This window comes from Mycobacterium sp. E2699, from assembly GCF_001666745.1.
Classification (GTDB): domain Bacteria; phylum Actinomycetota; class Actinomycetes; order Mycobacteriales; family Mycobacteriaceae; genus Mycobacterium.
The window spans coordinates 1-16,029 of sequence record NZ_LZJH01000143.1 but is presented as its reverse complement, the minus strand read 5'-3'; the positions used below and the strand labels follow the sequence as shown (position 1 = coordinate 16,029).

At 65.7% G+C, this 16,029-nt stretch carries 16 protein-coding genes; 14 read left to right on the top strand and 2 right to left on the bottom strand.

Translation table 11 applies throughout. The features are described from left to right. The first annotated feature begins 607 nt into the window (after nucleotides 1-607). Together A5696_RS23765 and A5696_RS23760 are read left to right on the top strand one after the other, a co-directional pair. On the top strand, nucleotides 608-1,024 hold the full coding sequence (locus tag A5696_RS23765) for a DUF4189 domain-containing protein (RefSeq protein WP_067883438.1): 417 nt from the start codon (nucleotides 608-610) through the stop codon (nucleotides 1,022-1,024). 125 nt (nucleotides 1,025-1,149) lie between these two features. Continuing rightward, entirely contained in the window at nucleotides 1,150-2,349 is a 1,200-nt protein-coding gene (locus tag A5696_RS23760; protein ID WP_082956651.1) for a PE domain-containing protein, read from the top strand. 70 nt (nucleotides 2,350-2,419) lie between these two features. On the opposite strand, the gene A5696_RS23755 is transcribed toward A5696_RS23760, so the two are convergent. Next, nucleotides 2,420-2,734: a hypothetical protein gene (locus A5696_RS23755; protein ID WP_067883436.1), complete on the bottom strand. Its 315-nt coding sequence runs from the start codon at nucleotides 2,732-2,734 to the stop codon at nucleotides 2,420-2,422. A 226-nt stretch (nucleotides 2,735-2,960) separates the two neighbouring features. Between A5696_RS23755 and A5696_RS23750 the strand changes: the two genes are divergently transcribed. Genes A5696_RS23750 through A5696_RS23740 form a run of 3 tightly spaced genes read left to right on the top strand, consistent with a single transcriptional unit; the run spans nucleotide 2,961 to nucleotide 5,596 of the window. Then, the gene (locus A5696_RS23750; protein ID WP_231964576.1) at nucleotides 2,961-3,269 is read left to right on the top strand and encodes an RNA 2'-phosphotransferase; all 309 of its coding nucleotides are present in this window, start codon (nucleotides 2,961-2,963) and stop codon (nucleotides 3,267-3,269) included. Between the two features lie 60 nt (nucleotides 3,270-3,329). Further along, on the top strand, nucleotides 3,330-5,138 hold the full coding sequence (locus tag A5696_RS27815; protein ID WP_156738568.1) for a WXG100 family type VII secretion target: 1,809 nt from the start codon (nucleotides 3,330-3,332) through the stop codon (nucleotides 5,136-5,138). Further along, entirely contained in the window at nucleotides 5,138-5,596 is a 459-nt protein-coding gene (locus tag A5696_RS23740; RefSeq protein ID WP_067883434.1) for a hypothetical protein, read from the top strand. Before A5696_RS27815 ends, A5696_RS23740 begins: the two co-directional genes overlap by 1 nt. Nucleotides 5,597-6,083: 487 nt before the next feature. On the opposite strand, the gene A5696_RS23730 is transcribed toward A5696_RS23740, so the two are convergent. Then, entirely contained in the window at nucleotides 6,084-6,812 is a 729-nt protein-coding gene (locus A5696_RS23730) for an N-acetylmuramoyl-L-alanine amidase (protein ID WP_197517061.1), read from the bottom strand. Nucleotides 6,813-7,320: 508 nt separating this feature from the next. On the opposite strand from A5696_RS23730, the gene A5696_RS23725 reads away from it, so the two are divergent. The 9 genes from A5696_RS23725 to A5696_RS23685 form a co-directional block, all read left to right on the top strand. Beyond that, nucleotides 7,321-8,139, top strand: a complete 819-nt coding sequence (locus tag A5696_RS23725) for an ABC transporter permease (protein WP_067883543.1) — start codon at nucleotides 7,321-7,323, stop codon at nucleotides 8,137-8,139. After that, a complete protein-coding gene (locus A5696_RS23720) occupies nucleotides 8,139-9,008 on the top strand; it encodes an ABC transporter permease (protein WP_067883432.1) in 870 nt (289 codons plus the stop codon). The genes A5696_RS23725 and A5696_RS23720 overlap by 1 nt, the downstream gene beginning before the upstream one ends. 74 nt (nucleotides 9,009-9,082) lie before the next feature. Beyond that, complete coding sequence (locus A5696_RS23715) at nucleotides 9,083-10,066, top strand: MlaD family protein (RefSeq protein ID WP_369803389.1); 984 nt, start codon at nucleotides 9,083-9,085, stop codon at nucleotides 10,064-10,066. After that, nucleotides 10,063-11,073: an MlaD family protein gene (locus A5696_RS23710; protein WP_067883431.1), complete on the top strand. Its 1,011-nt coding sequence runs from the start codon at nucleotides 10,063-10,065 to the stop codon at nucleotides 11,071-11,073. The genes A5696_RS23715 and A5696_RS23710 overlap by 4 nt, the downstream gene beginning before the upstream one ends. Further along, nucleotides 11,070-12,095, top strand: a complete 1,026-nt coding sequence (locus tag A5696_RS23705; RefSeq protein WP_067883541.1) for an MlaD family protein — start codon at nucleotides 11,070-11,072, stop codon at nucleotides 12,093-12,095. The genes A5696_RS23710 and A5696_RS23705 overlap by 4 nt, the downstream gene beginning before the upstream one ends. 1 nt (nucleotide 12,096) lies before the next feature. Continuing rightward, on the top strand, nucleotides 12,097-13,254 hold the full coding sequence (locus tag A5696_RS23700; RefSeq protein ID WP_067883430.1) for an MlaD family protein: 1,158 nt from the start codon (nucleotides 12,097-12,099) through the stop codon (nucleotides 13,252-13,254). Next, complete coding sequence (locus A5696_RS23695) at nucleotides 13,251-14,303, top strand: MlaD family protein (RefSeq protein WP_067883429.1); 1,053 nt, start codon at nucleotides 13,251-13,253, stop codon at nucleotides 14,301-14,303. Before A5696_RS23700 ends, A5696_RS23695 begins: the two co-directional genes overlap by 4 nt. Next, the gene (locus A5696_RS23690) at nucleotides 14,300-15,265 is read left to right on the top strand and encodes an MlaD family protein (protein WP_067883428.1); all 966 of its coding nucleotides are present in this window, start codon (nucleotides 14,300-14,302) and stop codon (nucleotides 15,263-15,265) included. Before A5696_RS23695 ends, A5696_RS23690 begins: the two co-directional genes overlap by 4 nt. A gap of 35 nt (nucleotides 15,266-15,300) precedes the next feature. Continuing rightward, nucleotides 15,301-16,029: hypothetical protein (locus A5696_RS23685; RefSeq protein WP_231964574.1), on the top strand; the 729-nt coding region annotated here is incomplete at its 3' end.

The following is a 16,029-nucleotide window of genomic DNA, read 5'->3' as shown; positions in this document are numbered from 1 at the left end:
ACGAGGCTGCGACGTAGCCGCCGGACCGCGGCGTCCGTCTTGGCACCACCTGCGCCCGGCGACTCACTGCTTTGACCACTCTTGACGCCGCCAAGACTCGAAAACGAATCGGCAGGTAACGAGCGGGACCGAAATCTGACGAGACGTAACGAAAACGCAGCTCAGAATCCAAAATGCCTGGTAGGGCGTCGGGTTCGTCCCGGTAGCTCCACCATCGTTTACGCCGCTCACAGGGCCAATTTGGTTGGTCAGCCGGCTTTACGCTCGCCCGTTTCACTCACCTCACTCGGGCCCGTCGAGTTGGCCATTAGCGCCCTTTGCGACACGCCTCGACCTGCTGCTGCCGAGCGCCGAGACACCCACGGCGGTAATACTTAAAGTTTAGACAAGACATCTAGATCATGCGTCGAGTATGTAATATCATCGTTAAATGAGCTACTGGTTTGCTCATCACTCCGCGCCAGCCGGGATGCCTGGCGCGGGCGTGCCTCAAACCGCCAGCAGCCGTCGCGGTCGATCTGTCCGGTCAGGAAAGCCGATGTCGTCCGTGGCCACTGCCGGGTGCTGCACCACAACGACAGGAAGAAACGACAGAAAGACCAGTCAAATGGCAACGTACTCTTGGAAACCGGCTGCCCGCAGCATCGCGCCGCTGGCAGTGGCCGCCCCGCTCGTCCTGACGGGCGCCCTCTGGCATGCGTCGCCCGCACACGCCGCCGCCACCTGGATGGCCGGGGCGGTGAGCTCCAGCTCGACGAGCAACAAGACCCAGGCGTTTTTCTACACAAACGCCTACACCCAGTCTGATGCCGAGCAATACGCGATGGCGAACTGCCGCGCGAAGTTCCCGACCGGCTGCCAACTCGTTGGAAGCACCACGAGCTGCATGGCCATCGCCCTCGGTGCGGGCAGTAATTACGCCGTCGCCTACGCCCCGACGGTGCAGACGGCGCAGGTCTTGGCCTCCATGGAGATCCACGACCGCGTCAACCTGCCCGGAGGTGGGCGTTGCAGTTGGGACTGAAAGTCCCCGCGACGGTCTTGTGCCCGTGTCGGATCCTGTCCAGGCAGTCACGGCAAACTCGTACGTGACTCCTCGGGGCAGGCATAAGCTCTGGCTGATCGGCGATTGGTAATGGGAGCGGCGCGGTGTCGTATGTTGTTGCGTTGCCAGAGGTGATGTCAGCCGCGGCCACGAACGTGGCTTCGGTTGGTTCGGCGGTAGCGAAGGCAAACCAGGTCGCCGCTGGTGCCACCACGAGAGTGGTGGCCGCGGCCGAGGACGAGGTCTCCCTGGCGGTCGCCGCGCTGTTCTCCGCCCACGCCCAGGGCTATCAAGCTCTGGGGTCACAGGCGGCGGCCTATCAGAAGTGGTTTGCCCAGGCATTGACCGGCGCGGCCGGCGCGTATGCCGCCACCGAGGCGGCCAACGCATCCCCGTTGGTGGCCCTCGAGCAGGCGGTGCTCGGTGTTCAACAAGAAATCCAGCAGCTCCCCACGACGCTGGCGAGCGGGTTGAGCCAGGAACTCAATTTCCTGTTTTTCGAGCCGGGTTCCCCGCTGTTAGCGGCGTTTACCGGCGACAATCCGCTGCTCGGGATAGGCGTGTCCAACACGCCGCCGCGGTTGCTGCCGCTGCTGCTCGGCGAAACGGTGCAGCACACCACCTATAACGGCATGCCCGTCGTACAGATCACCCCGGCTCATCCGACCGGCGACTACGTGGTGGCCATTCACGGCGGCGCGTTCATCTTCGGGCCGTCGATCTTCCACTGGCTGGATTACACGGTGATGGCCTACCAGACCGGCGCGACGATCGAGGTGCCGATCTACCCGCTGATGCAGCAGGGCGGCACCGCCGGCACGGTGGTGCCCAACATGGCCGGCCTCATCTCCTCGGAGATCGCCTTACACGGGGCCTCGCACGTCAGCGTGACCGGTGACTCAGCGGGCGGCAACCTCGCCCTGGCCGCCGCCGAATACCTGGTGGCCCACGGCCAAACCGTGCCCGCGTCGATTGTGTTGCTGTCCCCCTGGCTGGACTTGGCGCGGTCCGGGGGGCAGATCGGCACGGTGTGGGCGGCCAACCTTCCTCTGACCAACTATCAGGTGAGTCCGCTGGATGGGTCACCCGCGCAACTTCATGGCCTTCCGCCGACGTATGTCTACTCGGGCTCGCTGGATGGACTCTTCAACGAGACGCTTGCGCTCCAGCAAGCAGCGTTGGCCGACGGCGCCCCGATGAGCTTCATACTGGCCAACGGCCAAGTTCACGACTGGATCCTGCTCACCCCGACCGGCCCCCGCTACTGGGCGCAGATCGACCAGGAACTCGGCCTCGTGCACTGAGCGCGGGTCAAAAAGCCGGACCTCCACACGACTTCCCACCCATCGGCCCCGGTTCCGGGCAACTCCGTTGCTACGCCGACGACTCGTCGGCGTCCTCGGAGTCCTTCGAGTCGTCGGAATCGTCCGATTTGCCGGAATCCTCGGGCTCGTCGGCTGCGTCAGCGTCCTCGGAGTTGTTCGTCTCGTCGGAATCGTCAGACTTGCGGGAGTCCTCCGCGGCGTCGAGCTTGTCGGCGTACTTCGCCAACAGCCCGGCCAATGCACGGGCCTCATCGGCTGCCAGCAAGTCGTCGAATACCCGCTCGTCGCTCTCGGAGACGCGCTCAAGGTAGACCGCCTTATCCTTGGTGCCGACGTCCCACCGGCCCCCCTCTTGACCAACCATCTGATGCCGCCTTCCGACTACTGACCTGGTTTCCCAACCTGGTGCCATGCTGTTTGGGTTGTTTACCCACTTCTGCTTGCGGCGCCGTGATTTGTCGGTGTCGGTCCGGCAGTCGACCGCCTGATTTGGGCTTCGTGTTCAGTCGATCGCTCAAGGTGAAGGGCGCGCGTTCCCGGGACGAATTACGATTCAGGGCGCAACGCCGGTGAGCCGAAGGGGGGCCGTCGTGACCGATGGATTCAAGGTCGATCCCGCGGCACTGCACGTCGGCAGCAACGACATGTTCAACGCAATCGGTCAGGCGGCTGTGGAGTTCCTCAGGCATGAGGAAGGGCTTGCCGGGGCCGCGCCGGGTTGGGTCGGGTCCTCGCAGCTGGCATTGGCTGAGCTGGCGGCGCGGTGGGAGATCCGGCACGACCAACACCGGCTCCGCGTGGACGGGCTGGGGTCGCATGTCGCCGAGGCGATGTTCAGCTATGCGACCAACGAGGACGACTCGGCGCGGGCTTTCGGGTCGCTGCGGGACGAGGGGTAGCCCGTGGGGCCGTTGACCCCAAATGACGTCAAGCGGTGGGATCTCGGCGCGATCCAGCAGGTGTTCGAGACGGCCAACGGACGCGCCGCCACCTTGCAGCGGTTGGGGGACAACCTGCAGCAGGTCAACAGCGTTCTTGCCGGTTGGGACGGGGAGGCCGGCGAGGCGTTTCGCGCCGACTTGGGTAAGGCTCGTCGCGACGTCGAGGCGGACGGCCAGGAGTCCAGGCAGGTGGCCGCCGCGGTGTCACGCGCCGAGGCCGACGTGCGCGCGTGTAAGGACGAGCTGGCGGACATCGAGCGCGCCGCTGACGCCAAGGGCTGGAAGATCACGCCGGACTGGCGAATAGACGTGGGCGACACCTGGATTGGGCGCGACACCTTGGAGTTCGCCGCACAGCAGCAGCTGTTGCAGGATCGGCTGATTCTGTTGAAGGCGCACGCCGACAGCGCCGACCACGAGCTCGCCGCCGCCATCCGCGCGGCCGTGAGCGAGGTCCCGTTGGATGCCGGCGGACGTCCGCCGGCCGGCGGTCCCCCGCCGGCCCAAGGCCGGCCCAAGCCCCCCGGAGCACGCCACCCGCGGTCGCTGGAAGACATGCTGTTGCCCGAAGGCGCCGCAGATCCGGCGGCCGGTAACGGCCCGCCGTCGGACGCACCCGCCCCGGCGGCGGGCGCCGCGGGCAAGCCGCCGTCCCTGCAAGACCTCCTGCTGCCCGACGGCAAGCAGCCCTCGACCGGCCAGGCCGAACAGCCGCAACCGGGCAGCCTGCCGGACCTCTTGAGCCGGCTTCATCAACCCGTTGTCCCCGGCCCGCCGCCACAGCTCAAGCCCGCGGACGTGGAGAGTTTCAAGGCGCTGGCCCGCCAATCCATGATCCGCGATGGCGTGCCGCCGGAACAGATCGAGGCGCGCCTGAACGACATCGTGGGCCGCACCCAACAGTGGATCGACAGCGGGATGCCGAACTACGTTCCGCCCGAGCCGAAGGCGCCGCCGCCCCCGGGGTTCGGCGAAGGGTTCGCTGACCGCTGGCTCGCCACAGAACAGGGCATCCACAACCTTCTCGGGGTAGGAGGCCCGGGGGCGCCCGGCGTGCTCGAGTCGTGGCAGCAGATGCTCAAGGGCACCGTCGAGACGGTCCAGAACCCGTTCGGTGCGGCGGTCGGCGAAGTGAAGAACATGCTGGACTCGCCCAGTCCCGCCTACTACCTGGGCGGCAAGGCCTCCGACGGCGCGTTCGCCCTGCCGGGGTTGCTGTTCGGTGGCGAAGGGGCGGGCGTGGGCCGACTGGCCGACATCGATGCCGCCGCCGCAATCGATTACGGTCCAACGCATTTGCCGCACGTACCGGTGGGCTTCGATCACCCCGTCACTTACCAGCCCTTCGCAGACGAGGCGGCGCAGGATCTCTATGCCTCGTTCGTGCACGGGGAACCCACTGCGGGGCTCAGCCAGCAACTCGCTGACATGTCGACTCACTACGTTGGTGACAGCCCGGACCGGGTGGTCCTAGGTAAGTGGGCGGGCCAGGATGGTGGCTACATCGGGGAGGCCCGGGGCACCGGCGGAATTTATTTCGATACCGGCGACCCGGTTTGGGACGCCATGACCTTCGGGCTGAGCAAGCCTGACGCCAACGGCCTCGCGTGGCAAGTGAACGAAAACTTCCTCCGCAGCCAGATGGAGAACGGTGTGCCTCGCATCGAATACCATTTGCCGCAACAATTCAGTAGTGTGGAACAGGTCTTGGCGCTGGATGCAGATTCCTTCTCCGCCAAGGAAATTGCGTTCTTGAAGAGCAACGCCGAGGCGTATGGCTATCGGCAGGTCGGAAACACGTGGGTGCGGATTGGGGGTGGGCGGTAATGACGGAGGAGTTCTTGGCGGGAGTCAAGTCCATTGTCGAGCCTCTGCTCAACGAACTGGGCTTTCGGCTGGAGGAGTACGACGGTGATGTTGACGAAGGCGGCCGGAACGGCGCCGTCGCCTTCTTCCGTTCAAGTGATTGCAAGATTCAGATCTATGACTCAACGCGGGATGGATCGATCAATTGCATGATTGCTCCGCTTGATGCGATGAATGTTTTTGGCCCGCACGATCAGTCCGGGAAGTGGCAATACCTTCCCAGATTTGCCATTCGGCAAGGGGTCCCGGCCGAAGAAATCATGAAGGACAAATTGCCGGTGGACTTCCCGACGACTGATCAGTTTCTTGAGTCAGTGCGCCGCCGCATCGAAAAATATTATCCGGTTGCCCACGATGGCGTTCTCGAGATGGATGGACCGGAATACTGGGACTCGAGCGGCGAACGCCCTGGCCGGTAGGCCGCGGCGACAGCCTCCGCAGCGCCCAGCTGCGATGACGCAACGAAAGTTGCCGCCGCGCGTCCTTGCGGGACAAGGACTTTCGCCGTCGCTATGGCAGCCAGACGGAGGCGGCTAGGAAGCGTCCCGCAGTCGAGTCTCCACATCCTTGATGCCCTGGCGCAGGTGCTCGGCCAGATACCATTCTTCGCCGCTATTAGCGACGCGTAAGGCCGTGTTGACTGCCAACTTCGCGTCGCAGAGGTGTCCCCGGCGTTCGTCCCCGCCGGTGGTGATGGCGTGTAGGACCGCCCTCACGGCCTCCTGACAGGCGGTCCCGAAACCGCTGAGATGTGTGACCGACACGCTGGCCCCTTCTTGGTAGATGCGGACACCGGCTGTAGACCGGTGTAGTCAGCTGTTTGAGAGCCATGCCCGCTTTACCTGACCGCAAACATTCTTTTCGTCGCTTGTCGGCGCGTCGGCTGGCCGGTGCCCAACACGAAGCTCAGCCGCCCGCCTCGATCGCCGCGACTCTCGCGGCGGCGTCGGGTCCGCAGAAGCGCTGAAGATCCACTGGACCGGCGGATACCAGATCGTTGATGCGCCGCTTCAGGTCTCCTGAGGTGAGATGGGCATACAAGTTCGCACCGGGGCACGAGGTCTGGGCCAGGTCGCGATGGCCGGCCAGCGTGTCGGTCGCGATGCGGAAGTTCTGCACGGCCCAGGCGAACGCCAGAGCCGCGCCGTGCAGCTGGGCTTCCGACACGGCCTCTTGATCGAAGTCTCCTTCGCAGAGAACGAGGAAATGGCCGGTCGTGTTGTAGTCCGTCGCGGTGTCGCCGGCGATTTCGGTGCTCCGCAGTTCGTAGATGTTGCCGTTGCGATCGACACCGACGTGATACGCGATGTCGATCCAGCCCTTCTGGTCTTGGTGGTACCGCTGGTCCTCTCGGAGGCGGCTCGGAGCGTTGCGGTTGTCGCCGAGAACCACGGCCTCGTGGTGCAGCGTCATGCGGGTGATGGTGTGCGGCTTGCCGCCGGGGCGGGCGGCCCGCGCGCCCCAGGCGTCTCGGCACAGCAACTGAGCCGACGTCGCAGCGGTCAGCCGGACACCGGTCGTCGACGTCGAGCACGCACCGAGTATGGACGCCACGCCGAGGCCGCCCGCCAGCGTGAGCAGCTGACGGCGGTCGAGCAGACCCGGGGGTTCGCCGGGCCGGTCGGGTGTGGGCATACCAGTTGAACCTCCCCTGCGCTCCCGACGCGGTCAAGACCCGAAAACGCACGGGCGACGCCATCCTTCTCACCCGTTCGTGCGTCGACGGACTGGCTTCTCGACCGCCTGGGCTCATCGATAGCGGATCCCACGCGTTGCAGGGCAAACTGCCGCCGTGGAGGTCTTCACGCTCCACGAAATGTGACGTACGTCACACTCGCCTGCTTCCGCGAACAGACCCTCGCTGCCGCTGGTAGAACGCACCTACCGCTGATAAACACACGTCAAACACGCGTAATCTTTGCTGGGGGCGAAGTCCTGACAGCGATCAGGAAGGGATTTGCCGTTGACCGCAGGTGTCCACGACGCGACAGCGGCTGAACCGGCCACCGAGACAGAAGGCAGTGAAGTCTCCTGTGTCGATGTCGACGCGAGCACCATCACCGACGGCGAAGACGTCGCCCATCCGCTGGAGGCCGCCGGGCCGGAAGATCGGCCCGCCGTCGAAGGGCCCGCCGGCGGGCGAATCGTCCCGCTGCTTGCCAAACCGCTGCGGTACGGCCTCAACCAACTCGATTCCTCGTTGCAGACGCTGGGCCGCTTCTTCGACCTCGCCGCCCAGTCCTTCGTATACCTGCTCAGGGATTTGATCAGGTTGCGTCACCCGTGGCGCGACACCCTCAACCAGGCCTGGTTCATCATCAGCGTCACGGCGATACCCGCGTTGCTGGTGTCCATCCCGTTCGGGGTCATCGTCGCGGTACAGGTGGGCAACTTCATCCAGCAGGTCGGCGCCTCTTCGGTGTCGGGTGCGGCCGGCGGCCTCGGGGTGATCCGGCAGGGCGCACCGGTCGTCGCCGCGCTGCTGCTGGGCGGTGCGGCGGGTTCGGCGGTGGCGACCGATCTCGGCGCCCGCACCATCCGCGAAGAGGTCGACGCGCTGCGCGTCATGGGCATCGACCCGGTGCAGCGGCTGGTCACCCCGCGGCTGGCGGCGATCGTGATCGTGGCGCCGGTGCTGTGCTCCTTCATCATCTTCATGGGGCTCGCGGCGGGCTACGCCATCAACGTCGGCTTCCAGTCCGGCACCCCCGGCAGCTATATCGCGTCGTTCGCGTCCTTCGCCAGCGTCAACGACGTCGTCGTCGCCGTCCTCAAGACGTGGCTCTTCGGCGTGGTCGTGATCCTCGTGGCCTGCCAGCGCGGCCTCGAGGCCAAGGGCGGCGCGCGCGGCGTGGCCGACGCGGTCAACGCCTCCGTCGTCATCGGCATCGTGGCGGTGTTCCTGCTGAACCTCCTGATCACGCAAGGGTTGTCGATGTCCATGCCGCTGAGGGTGGGCTGATGGCCCGCATCGCCGTGCCGGCACGCTACCTACCCGCGCCGCTGCGGGCCTCGCGGTGGGTCGCCGGACGGGGTGATTCGCTGCTTCAGCGCCTCGGACACCAGATCACCTTCCTGTTCCAGGTGCTCGGTGCGATCCCGCACACGCTGAAGCGTTACCGGCACCAGACCGGGGTGTTGTTGGTCGACATGATCTGGGGGAACGGGTCGCTCATCGTCGGTGGCGGCACCATCGGCGTGCTGATCTTCATGGGCGCGGCGGTCGGCGGTTCGGTGGGAATCGAGGGATACGGGGCCCTCGACATGGTCGGCATGGGCCCGCTGACCGGGTTCGTCTCCGCGTACGCGAACACCCGCGAGATGGCGCCGATGATCGCGGGGATCGGCTTCGCGGCACAGGCGGGGTGCCGCATGACCGCCGAGATCGGCGCCATGCGGATCTCGGAGGAGATCGACGCGTTGGAAGCCCTTGGCATTCAGTCGATCCCGTTCGTGGTCACGACCCGGGTCATCGCCGGGATGATCACCATCGTTCCGCTGTACGTGGTGACGCTGGCGTTGAGCTATGTGTCGTGCGCGTTGGTGGTCAACGTGCTGCACGGGCAGTCCTCGGGCACCTACTACCACTACTTCGACTCGTTCATCCACCCGTCCGACGTGGTGTTCTCGGTGCTCAAGGCCGCCATCTTCGTGACGCTGATCATTGCCATCCACTGCTACCAGGGCTACTTCGCCAGCGGTGGTCCCGAGGGGGTCGGGCGGGCCTCGGGCCGGGCCATCCGCGCCAGCATCGTCACCGTGGTCGCCGCCGACATGGTGCTGACGCTGTTGTTCTGGGGCAACAACCCCGGCATCCGGATATCGGGGTAGTCGTGCCGATACTGCCGGGGTCGGACCAAGGAGTGCGGGCGCCAAGTCCGCGCTCGTTGCGGATCCGGGGCTTGATCGCAGCGGTGACGCTGAGCATCGCGGGCGTCTCGTTGTATCAGCTGGGCAACGGCGGCTACGACGACACGTTCAAGCTGACCGTGGTGGCCGATTCGATCGGTGAGGGCCTGACGCCGGGCGCGGAGGTGAAGTTCCGCGGGCTGACGATCGGATCGGTGAAATCGCTGGAATCCGCCGGATACAACCGCCAGAAGATCACGGTGGAACTCGAGCCGCGGCAAGCGCGGGCCCTCGCCGCCGACACGACCGCGAACTTCATGTCCTCCAACACTTTTGGCCTCGCGGCGGTCGAACTCGTCAGCAGCGGCACCGGCGCCCGGCTGAGGCCGAACCAGACGCTGCTGATAGGCGCCAACGTCCGGTCGGCTTCCATCACCGGCCTGCTACGCCAGGGCCAGAAAATCGGCAAGATGGTGGACTCGCCCGACGTCGACCACATCATCGAGATAGTGCGCCGACACGCGGACCTGACCGAGCCGGTGACCCGGTCCTACTTCGATCTGATCAAGATGCTCGTCGACGCCCAGAAGGTGCCGTTCTCACAGTCGCTGTCGGTGTTCGCCTCGGTGGTCAACGGCGCCAGCGACGCGATCCCGCTCATCGGATTGGCCTACGACCTACTCAATGGGATGGAATTTCTGGCCCACCCCGACGGGGTCGAGCGCATGAACCTGATCCTGGACCAGACCGCGAAGCTCCTCTTCAAGACGGACGGGATCTTCGCGAAGAACATCGCGTGGCTCGCGCCCTTCATGAAATCCGTGATGGACGTGTTGCTGCCACTCTCGTACCTCCAGGGCAGCCAGGCGCCGGTCTATGACCGGCTCTCGGGTCTGCTGGACCGCACCAGCGCGGCGTTTCCGATCATCAACGGCAAGGTCCGCATGCAGATCGAAGTCACCCTGGACACGATGCCGGGGCTGGCGGCGGCCCTACCGTCCCCGCCGCCCGCGCCCGCACCGCAGCGGGGTGGCCGATGAGAAGTGTTACCAAATCGGTGATTTGGCTGACCATCTTCACCGCGGTGTCGGTGGTCTGCACGCTCATCGTGCTGACCGCCTTGCGCAGTCCCGTCACCGGGGCGGTTTCCCACTACACCGCGGCATTCTCCGACGTGTCGGGCCTCTACGCCGGCGACGACGTCCGCATCTCCGGCGTGCAGGTCGGCAAGGTGGAAACCATCCGGCTCGACGGCCGGATCGCCAAGGTGGATTTCACCGCGCAGGACGATCACCCGGTGTTCACCAACACCGTTGCCGCGGTGCGCTACCAAACCCTGGTCGGTCAGCGCTACCTGGAACTCGTCCAGCCGGCCAGGCCGGATCAACGGCTGCGGGCCGGGGCCACCCTCGGCCTGGCGCAGACGATTCCCTCGTTCGATGTGGCGAAGCTGTTCAACGGGTTTCGGCCGATATTTCAAACCCTCGACCCGGCCCAGTTCAATCTGCTCGGCGAGAACCTGCTGCGATTGATCCAAGGTGACGAAAACGGCATCGGCCCGTTCCTGCACGACCTCGACGTCATCTCCAAGTTGGCCGTGAACCGCCAGGCGGTCATCACCGCCGTGCTCCGCAACCTCAGCGCGATCTCGGCGGACCTGGGCGGCAAATCGCAGCAACTCTTTCATCTCATCGCCACGCTCAACGACGTGGTGACCAAGTTCGGTTCCAAGGCCGAGGAGTTCCGTGCGGCGATGGACGAAGGGCTGCCCGTCCTGCGGAACACCACGCACATCTTGCAGTACACCGAGCACACCTTCGACGGGACCACGGTTCCGCTCTACGACCTGACCAGCCGGATGTGGCCGCAGACCGCGACGATCATCGCGGGCCTGTCGCTCGCGCCGTCGCTGATCCAGGGAATGCGGGACTGGCTGGCCGACGACCAGCCCGCCAGACCGTCGTTCTCGTGCTCGCACGGCGAAGTCACCCTGCCGGGGATCGGGCAGGTGTCCTTCGCGCAGCAGAACTTGGTGGTGTGCCGATGATGCCGTTCGGGGACAAGAGCGTACGGCGGCGGCGTCCGGTGCTCGACGAGCGCGCCGCGGCGGTCCGCAATCGCCGGCACGGGATCGTCGGTGTCGTCGTCATCGTCGCGGCGCTGGCCGCCACCGCGATGGCCTACCTCAATCCGACCGGCCAGACCGCTTATGTCGCGCGCCTGTCCAACTCCGGCGGTGTGCGCGCCGGCGACCAGGTTCGCATCGCCGGCATCCCGGTCGGGAAGGTCACCGGCGTGCGGCTCGACGGCGCCGTCGTCGAGATGAAGTTCGACGTCGAGCGTTCGGTGGCGGTCGGTTCGGAATCCACGCTGGACATCAAGCTGCTGACGCCGCTGGGCGGCCATTACGTGGCGCTTGACCCGAAGGGTGCTCTTCCGCTGGGCCACAACGTGATTCCGCCGCAACGGGTCGCGCTGCCGTTCGAGGTCAACGACATCATCCAGGCGGCGACCCCGCTGATCAAGGAAGTCGACGGCCAGGTCATCCACGACACGTTCACCGAGGTGGCCAACGCCGCCAACAAGTTTCCCGAGGCGGTGCGCGACCTGCTCCGCTCGGCCAATGCCTTGACGACGTCGATGAGCAAGTCCACCGCCGACTTCCATCGCAGCCTGGACTTCACCAACAACGGCCTGCGGGCGGCGGTCGCCGCGCGTAAGCAGCTCATCACGCTGTTCGAGCAGCTGGACATCATCGGCCAGTCCTACACCTCCAAGTCGGTCGACATTGTCGAGTTCTTCGGCCTGTTCAGCGAACTGGCCCGCATCCTCGACCGCATCGTGGTGTTCTACGGCCGCGAGGTCGGGCCGGTTGTCAACGGACTCGAAGACATCACCGACACGCTGAACGCCCATCCCGAGCGGTGGGGCGAGGCGCTCGAGGGCCTGGGGCAGAGCCTGAACATCGTGTTGCCGATGCTCAGCGGCAACGGGGTCGTCTTCGACAAACACAGCCGGCTGGTGCCCGGACAGGACCTGTGCCTGCCCAACATCATGAGGAACTGTTGAGATGAGCAGGTTGTCGGCTGTCGGCTCGCGGCTGCGCTCCCGGTGGGGTGTCGCCGTGGTGGTGGCCACGGTAGCCGCGGTCGCGGCGGCGGTGATCTTCGGCACCAAGACGCTGATGCGCACACCCACCCGCGCGATGTGCGCCGAATTCACCGACGCGGTAGGGCTCTATCCCGGCAACAAGGTGGCGCTGCTGGGTATCGAGGTCGGCACGACGACCGCGATCGTCAACAAGCCCGACCATGTCGAGGTCGACTTCACCGTGCCCACCGACCTCGACCTACCGGCCGACGTCGGGGCGGTCACCTACTCGCAATCGATTGTCACCGACCGCCACATCGAACTGACCAAGCCCTACACCTCGGGCCCGAAGTTCACCGGGCCGGGGTGCATCAGGCTGAAGTCCACCAAGACCCCGATCAGCATCAGCGAAACCTTCACTGCCATCGGCAAGCTCGCCGACGCCATCATGGAACCTCAACACGGCCAAGACCCGTCCCGGGCGCCGGGCGTGCAAGCGATCAACGACAGCCTGCGCGCGGCCAGCCGCTCGCTGGACGGGACCGGCACCGGCCTCAACCAGACCCTGCGCAATCTGGTCACCATGCTCGCCGACCCCTACAAGGCCGACGCCGACTACCGGCAGCTGTTCGAGAACAGCGAGATCCTCACCTCGGACTTCCTCAAGAATTGGGACAGCTTCGCCGGGTTTGTCGAAACGCTGCCGGCCACGACGCAATTGGTCGAGGGCCTGTCGGACAACTTCGGGGCGGCCATGAGCCGTCTGTCGCACCTGCTGCCGATCTTGGTGGAGGCGATCAACCGGTGGGGGCCGCGGGTCTACCAAAGGTTCGACCACTGGATCGGCTGGCTGAGCGACATGCTGAACCGACACACCCCGGCCATCATGGCCATGATCAAGTCGTGGCCGCAGTTCAGCCACTGGCTGAGCGACATCTACGAACCGGCGTGGGGAACCCACAACGTCACCTATATTCCGCCGCAGGTGGCGATTTCGCCGTCGCAGGCCGGCGCCATCTGCGAGGGGCTGCGGCAGCGCAACGTCCCCGGCGCCGCGGCGGCCTGCGCGTCGGGCGCCGCGTCGGACCCGGTCACCCTCGGCCTGACCGATCTCATCCTGGGGGCCGCGCTGTCATGAAGCTGGGGACCCGGAGCTCGGTGCGCGTGCTGCTGACCGCGATGGCGATCTGCCTGACGGCGGCGTGCTCGCTGGATCCGACCCGGCTGCCGGTCCCGGGCGCCTACAGTCCCGACCACGCCTACCGGATCAAGATCCAGTTCTCCAGCGTGCTCAACCTGCCCGCCCGGGCCAAGGTGGACTCCGGCGGAGTGCAGATCGGCGTGCTCGACCACGTCCAGCTCGACGGCACCACGGCGGTCGCCTACGTCGATATCGCCGGCGGCACAAAGCTTCCCGGCAACACTCGCGCCGAACTGCGCCAGGCCACCCCCCTCGGCGACATCTACATCGCGCTCGTGCCGCCAGAGGACCGGGCCGGGGACACCGCAATGCTGCGCGACGGCGGCACCATCCCGTTGCGCAACACCGCCCCAGCCGACAACGTCGAGGATCTCTTGAGATCGGTGTCGAACCTGGTGGCGGGCGGCGCGATCGGCACGCTGCAGAGCACCGTCGTCAACGTCAACAAGTCGTTCCCGAAAAACCCCGCCGAGCTGACCCGGATGCAGCAGACCCTCGCCGGCGTCCTCAATGACCTGGCGGCCAACCAGGACACCATCGACGGCATCCTGTCCAGCATGGAGAACATCACCACCAACATGGCGGCCAATACCGCGGTGTTCAACCGGCTGGTGACCGAGGGCCCGCCGAAGCTCGAAGGGCTGTCGGCGATCACCATGGCCATCCTCGACGTCGTCGGGGACTCCCGAGACGTCAGCAAGCTCGGCGGAGAACTCACCAACCCGATCACCGGCGACATCATGCAAATGCTCTCCTACCTCACGCCAATGGTCGGAACGGTGGCAACCCTTGACACCACCATTCCGGTGCTCGCCGACAAGCTGATCGCGTTCCTGCACTACAAGCTTCTCGGGTTCTTCCGCAACGGAGGCCCGAAATACATTGTCTCCGAACTTCACCCACCGACCGGGCACGAGGGCGTGGATCCCGCCGACAAGGCCGACCAGGCGGTCAAGGCGATGCAGAGCATGGGAATGCTGCCATGAAGTTCGGTGCCCGCGCCACCCTGGCCATCCTGGCGGTGATGACACTGGCCGGCGCGGCGTACATGTCGATCGGCGTGCTCGACATCAGCCCGACGAAACAAGTCACCCGACTCACGTTGATGCTCAACACTTCCGGCGGCCTGATGCCCACATCGGAGGTGACGATGCGTGGCATCAAGGTCGGCCGGGTGAGGAGCATCGAGACCACGGCGAGCGGGCTGGCGGTGTCGATCGACCTCGACAGCACGCACCCGGTGCCCGCCGACAGCGCGATCAGCGTGGAAAACCTCTCCGCCGCCGGCGAGCAGTACGTCGACTTCAAGCCGAAACTGATTGCGCCGCCGTACTTCAGCGACGGGACGGTGATCCCCGCGGACCGGGTCGCGTCGATGGTGACCGGCGCCGACTTGCTCACCAAGGCCAACGCCCTGATGTCGGCGCTGAACCTCGAGCAGGTGCACACGATCATCGACAACGTCTCCGCGGCGTTCGCCGGCAACGACGACACGGTCGATTCCCTGGCCACAACCGCGGGGCTGACCGCGAAGGTGATCCACGACGACAAGCAATTGCTGGCCGCGCTGTTCAGCAACTTCGCCACGATGACCACCAACCTGGGCGACATCAACGCGGGCGAAGTGATCAGCGAGACCGGCAAGCTGCTTCCCCGCTCGGTGCCGGCGTTTTTGCGGATGATCCACGAAATCGAAACGCTGTCGCACACCGGCGTGGGCGTCGTCGGCCCCGACGATCCGGCGGGGGTTCTGGTAGCCAAGCTCAGCCAATGGCTCGACATGCTGGCCGGCCCGCTGAGCACGTTCACGACCGTCCTGGAACCCGCCGTCGCACCGCTGCACGACATCAAGGTGGACGCCGGGCACTGGCTCGACTTCTGGGAATCGACTTTCAACGACACCGGCGGCATGCGGGTGCAACTCAACGTGCCCGAATGGCATCGGTGATCGGCGAAGAAGGCAACGGCAAAGAAGGAACTGACATGACCAATTCCATCGTCAGCGAAGACGAAAAGGCGGACGAGGCAACGCCGGCGGCCGACCGGGACGAGACCGGTAGCGCCGCAGACGACCAGGCGCGGCCCGACCGGTCCTCGAGGTGGCGACTGCAGCCCCCGAGGCTGGAAAAGCCCTGGCACTGGGTCGCGGCCCTACTCGTGGCGGCGGTGCTCGCCGGTGGCGTGTTCGGTTACCTGAAGTATCGGCAGGTGACCGGCCAGCTCGCGGAGCTCCGTCGACAGCAGGCCGATCGCGACACCGTGGCGCAGCTGGCCAAGGACTACGCGCTGAAGTCGCTGACCTACAGCTTCGAAGACCCCGACGCCTTCTTCCGCTCCGTCGAAGACGGTGTGTCGCAGCAGCTTAAAGACAAATACGTCAACGCCAGCGATCTGCTCAAAAGCGTGATGCTGCAGGCCCAGGTCACCTCCACCGGCGAGGTGCTGGCCATCGACCCGGTCGCTCAGCCCGGCGGGGTCTACCAGGTAGTGGTGTCGGCCCACCAAACCACCCGCAATCTGCAGAACCCGACGCCGAAGGTGTCCATCATCCTGTTGCAGGTCACCGTCAACAAGGTGGGCAATACCTGGCAGGTTTCCGATATCGGCCCCAAGACCGGGTCCCACCCGCCGGTCGAGCAGCAGATGCACCGAGCTCCGGGTCCCCAGCTTCATGGCAGCGCGGCACCCACGAGGAGATCGGTCAGGCCGAGG

Bases quoted from the DNA above. Each gene is read 5' to 3' on its own strand.
- A5696_RS23765 (WP_067883438.1), top strand. From the start codon at position 608: ATGGCAACGTACTCTTGGAAACCGGCTGCCCGCAGCATCGCGCCGCTG.
- A5696_RS23755 (WP_067883436.1), bottom strand. From the start codon at position 2,734: ATGGTTGGTCAAGAGGGGGGCCGGTGGGACGTCGGCACCAAGGATAAG.
- A5696_RS23740 (WP_067883434.1), top strand. From the start codon at position 5,138: ATGACGGAGGAGTTCTTGGCGGGAGTCAAGTCCATTGTCGAGCCTCTG.
- A5696_RS23730 (WP_197517061.1), bottom strand. From the start codon at position 6,812: ATGCCCACACCCGACCGGCCCGGCGAACCCCCGGGTCTGCTCGACCGC.
- A5696_RS23720 (WP_067883432.1), top strand. From the start codon at position 8,139: ATGGCCCGCATCGCCGTGCCGGCACGCTACCTACCCGCGCCGCTGCGG.
- A5696_RS23710 (WP_067883431.1), top strand. From the start codon at position 10,063: ATGAGAAGTGTTACCAAATCGGTGATTTGGCTGACCATCTTCACCGCG.
- A5696_RS23705 (WP_067883541.1), top strand. From the start codon at position 11,070: ATGATGCCGTTCGGGGACAAGAGCGTACGGCGGCGGCGTCCGGTGCTC.
- A5696_RS23700 (WP_067883430.1), top strand. From the start codon at position 12,097: ATGAGCAGGTTGTCGGCTGTCGGCTCGCGGCTGCGCTCCCGGTGGGGT.
- A5696_RS23695 (WP_067883429.1), top strand. From the start codon at position 13,251: ATGAAGCTGGGGACCCGGAGCTCGGTGCGCGTGCTGCTGACCGCGATG.
- A5696_RS23690 (WP_067883428.1), top strand. From the start codon at position 14,300: ATGAAGTTCGGTGCCCGCGCCACCCTGGCCATCCTGGCGGTGATGACA.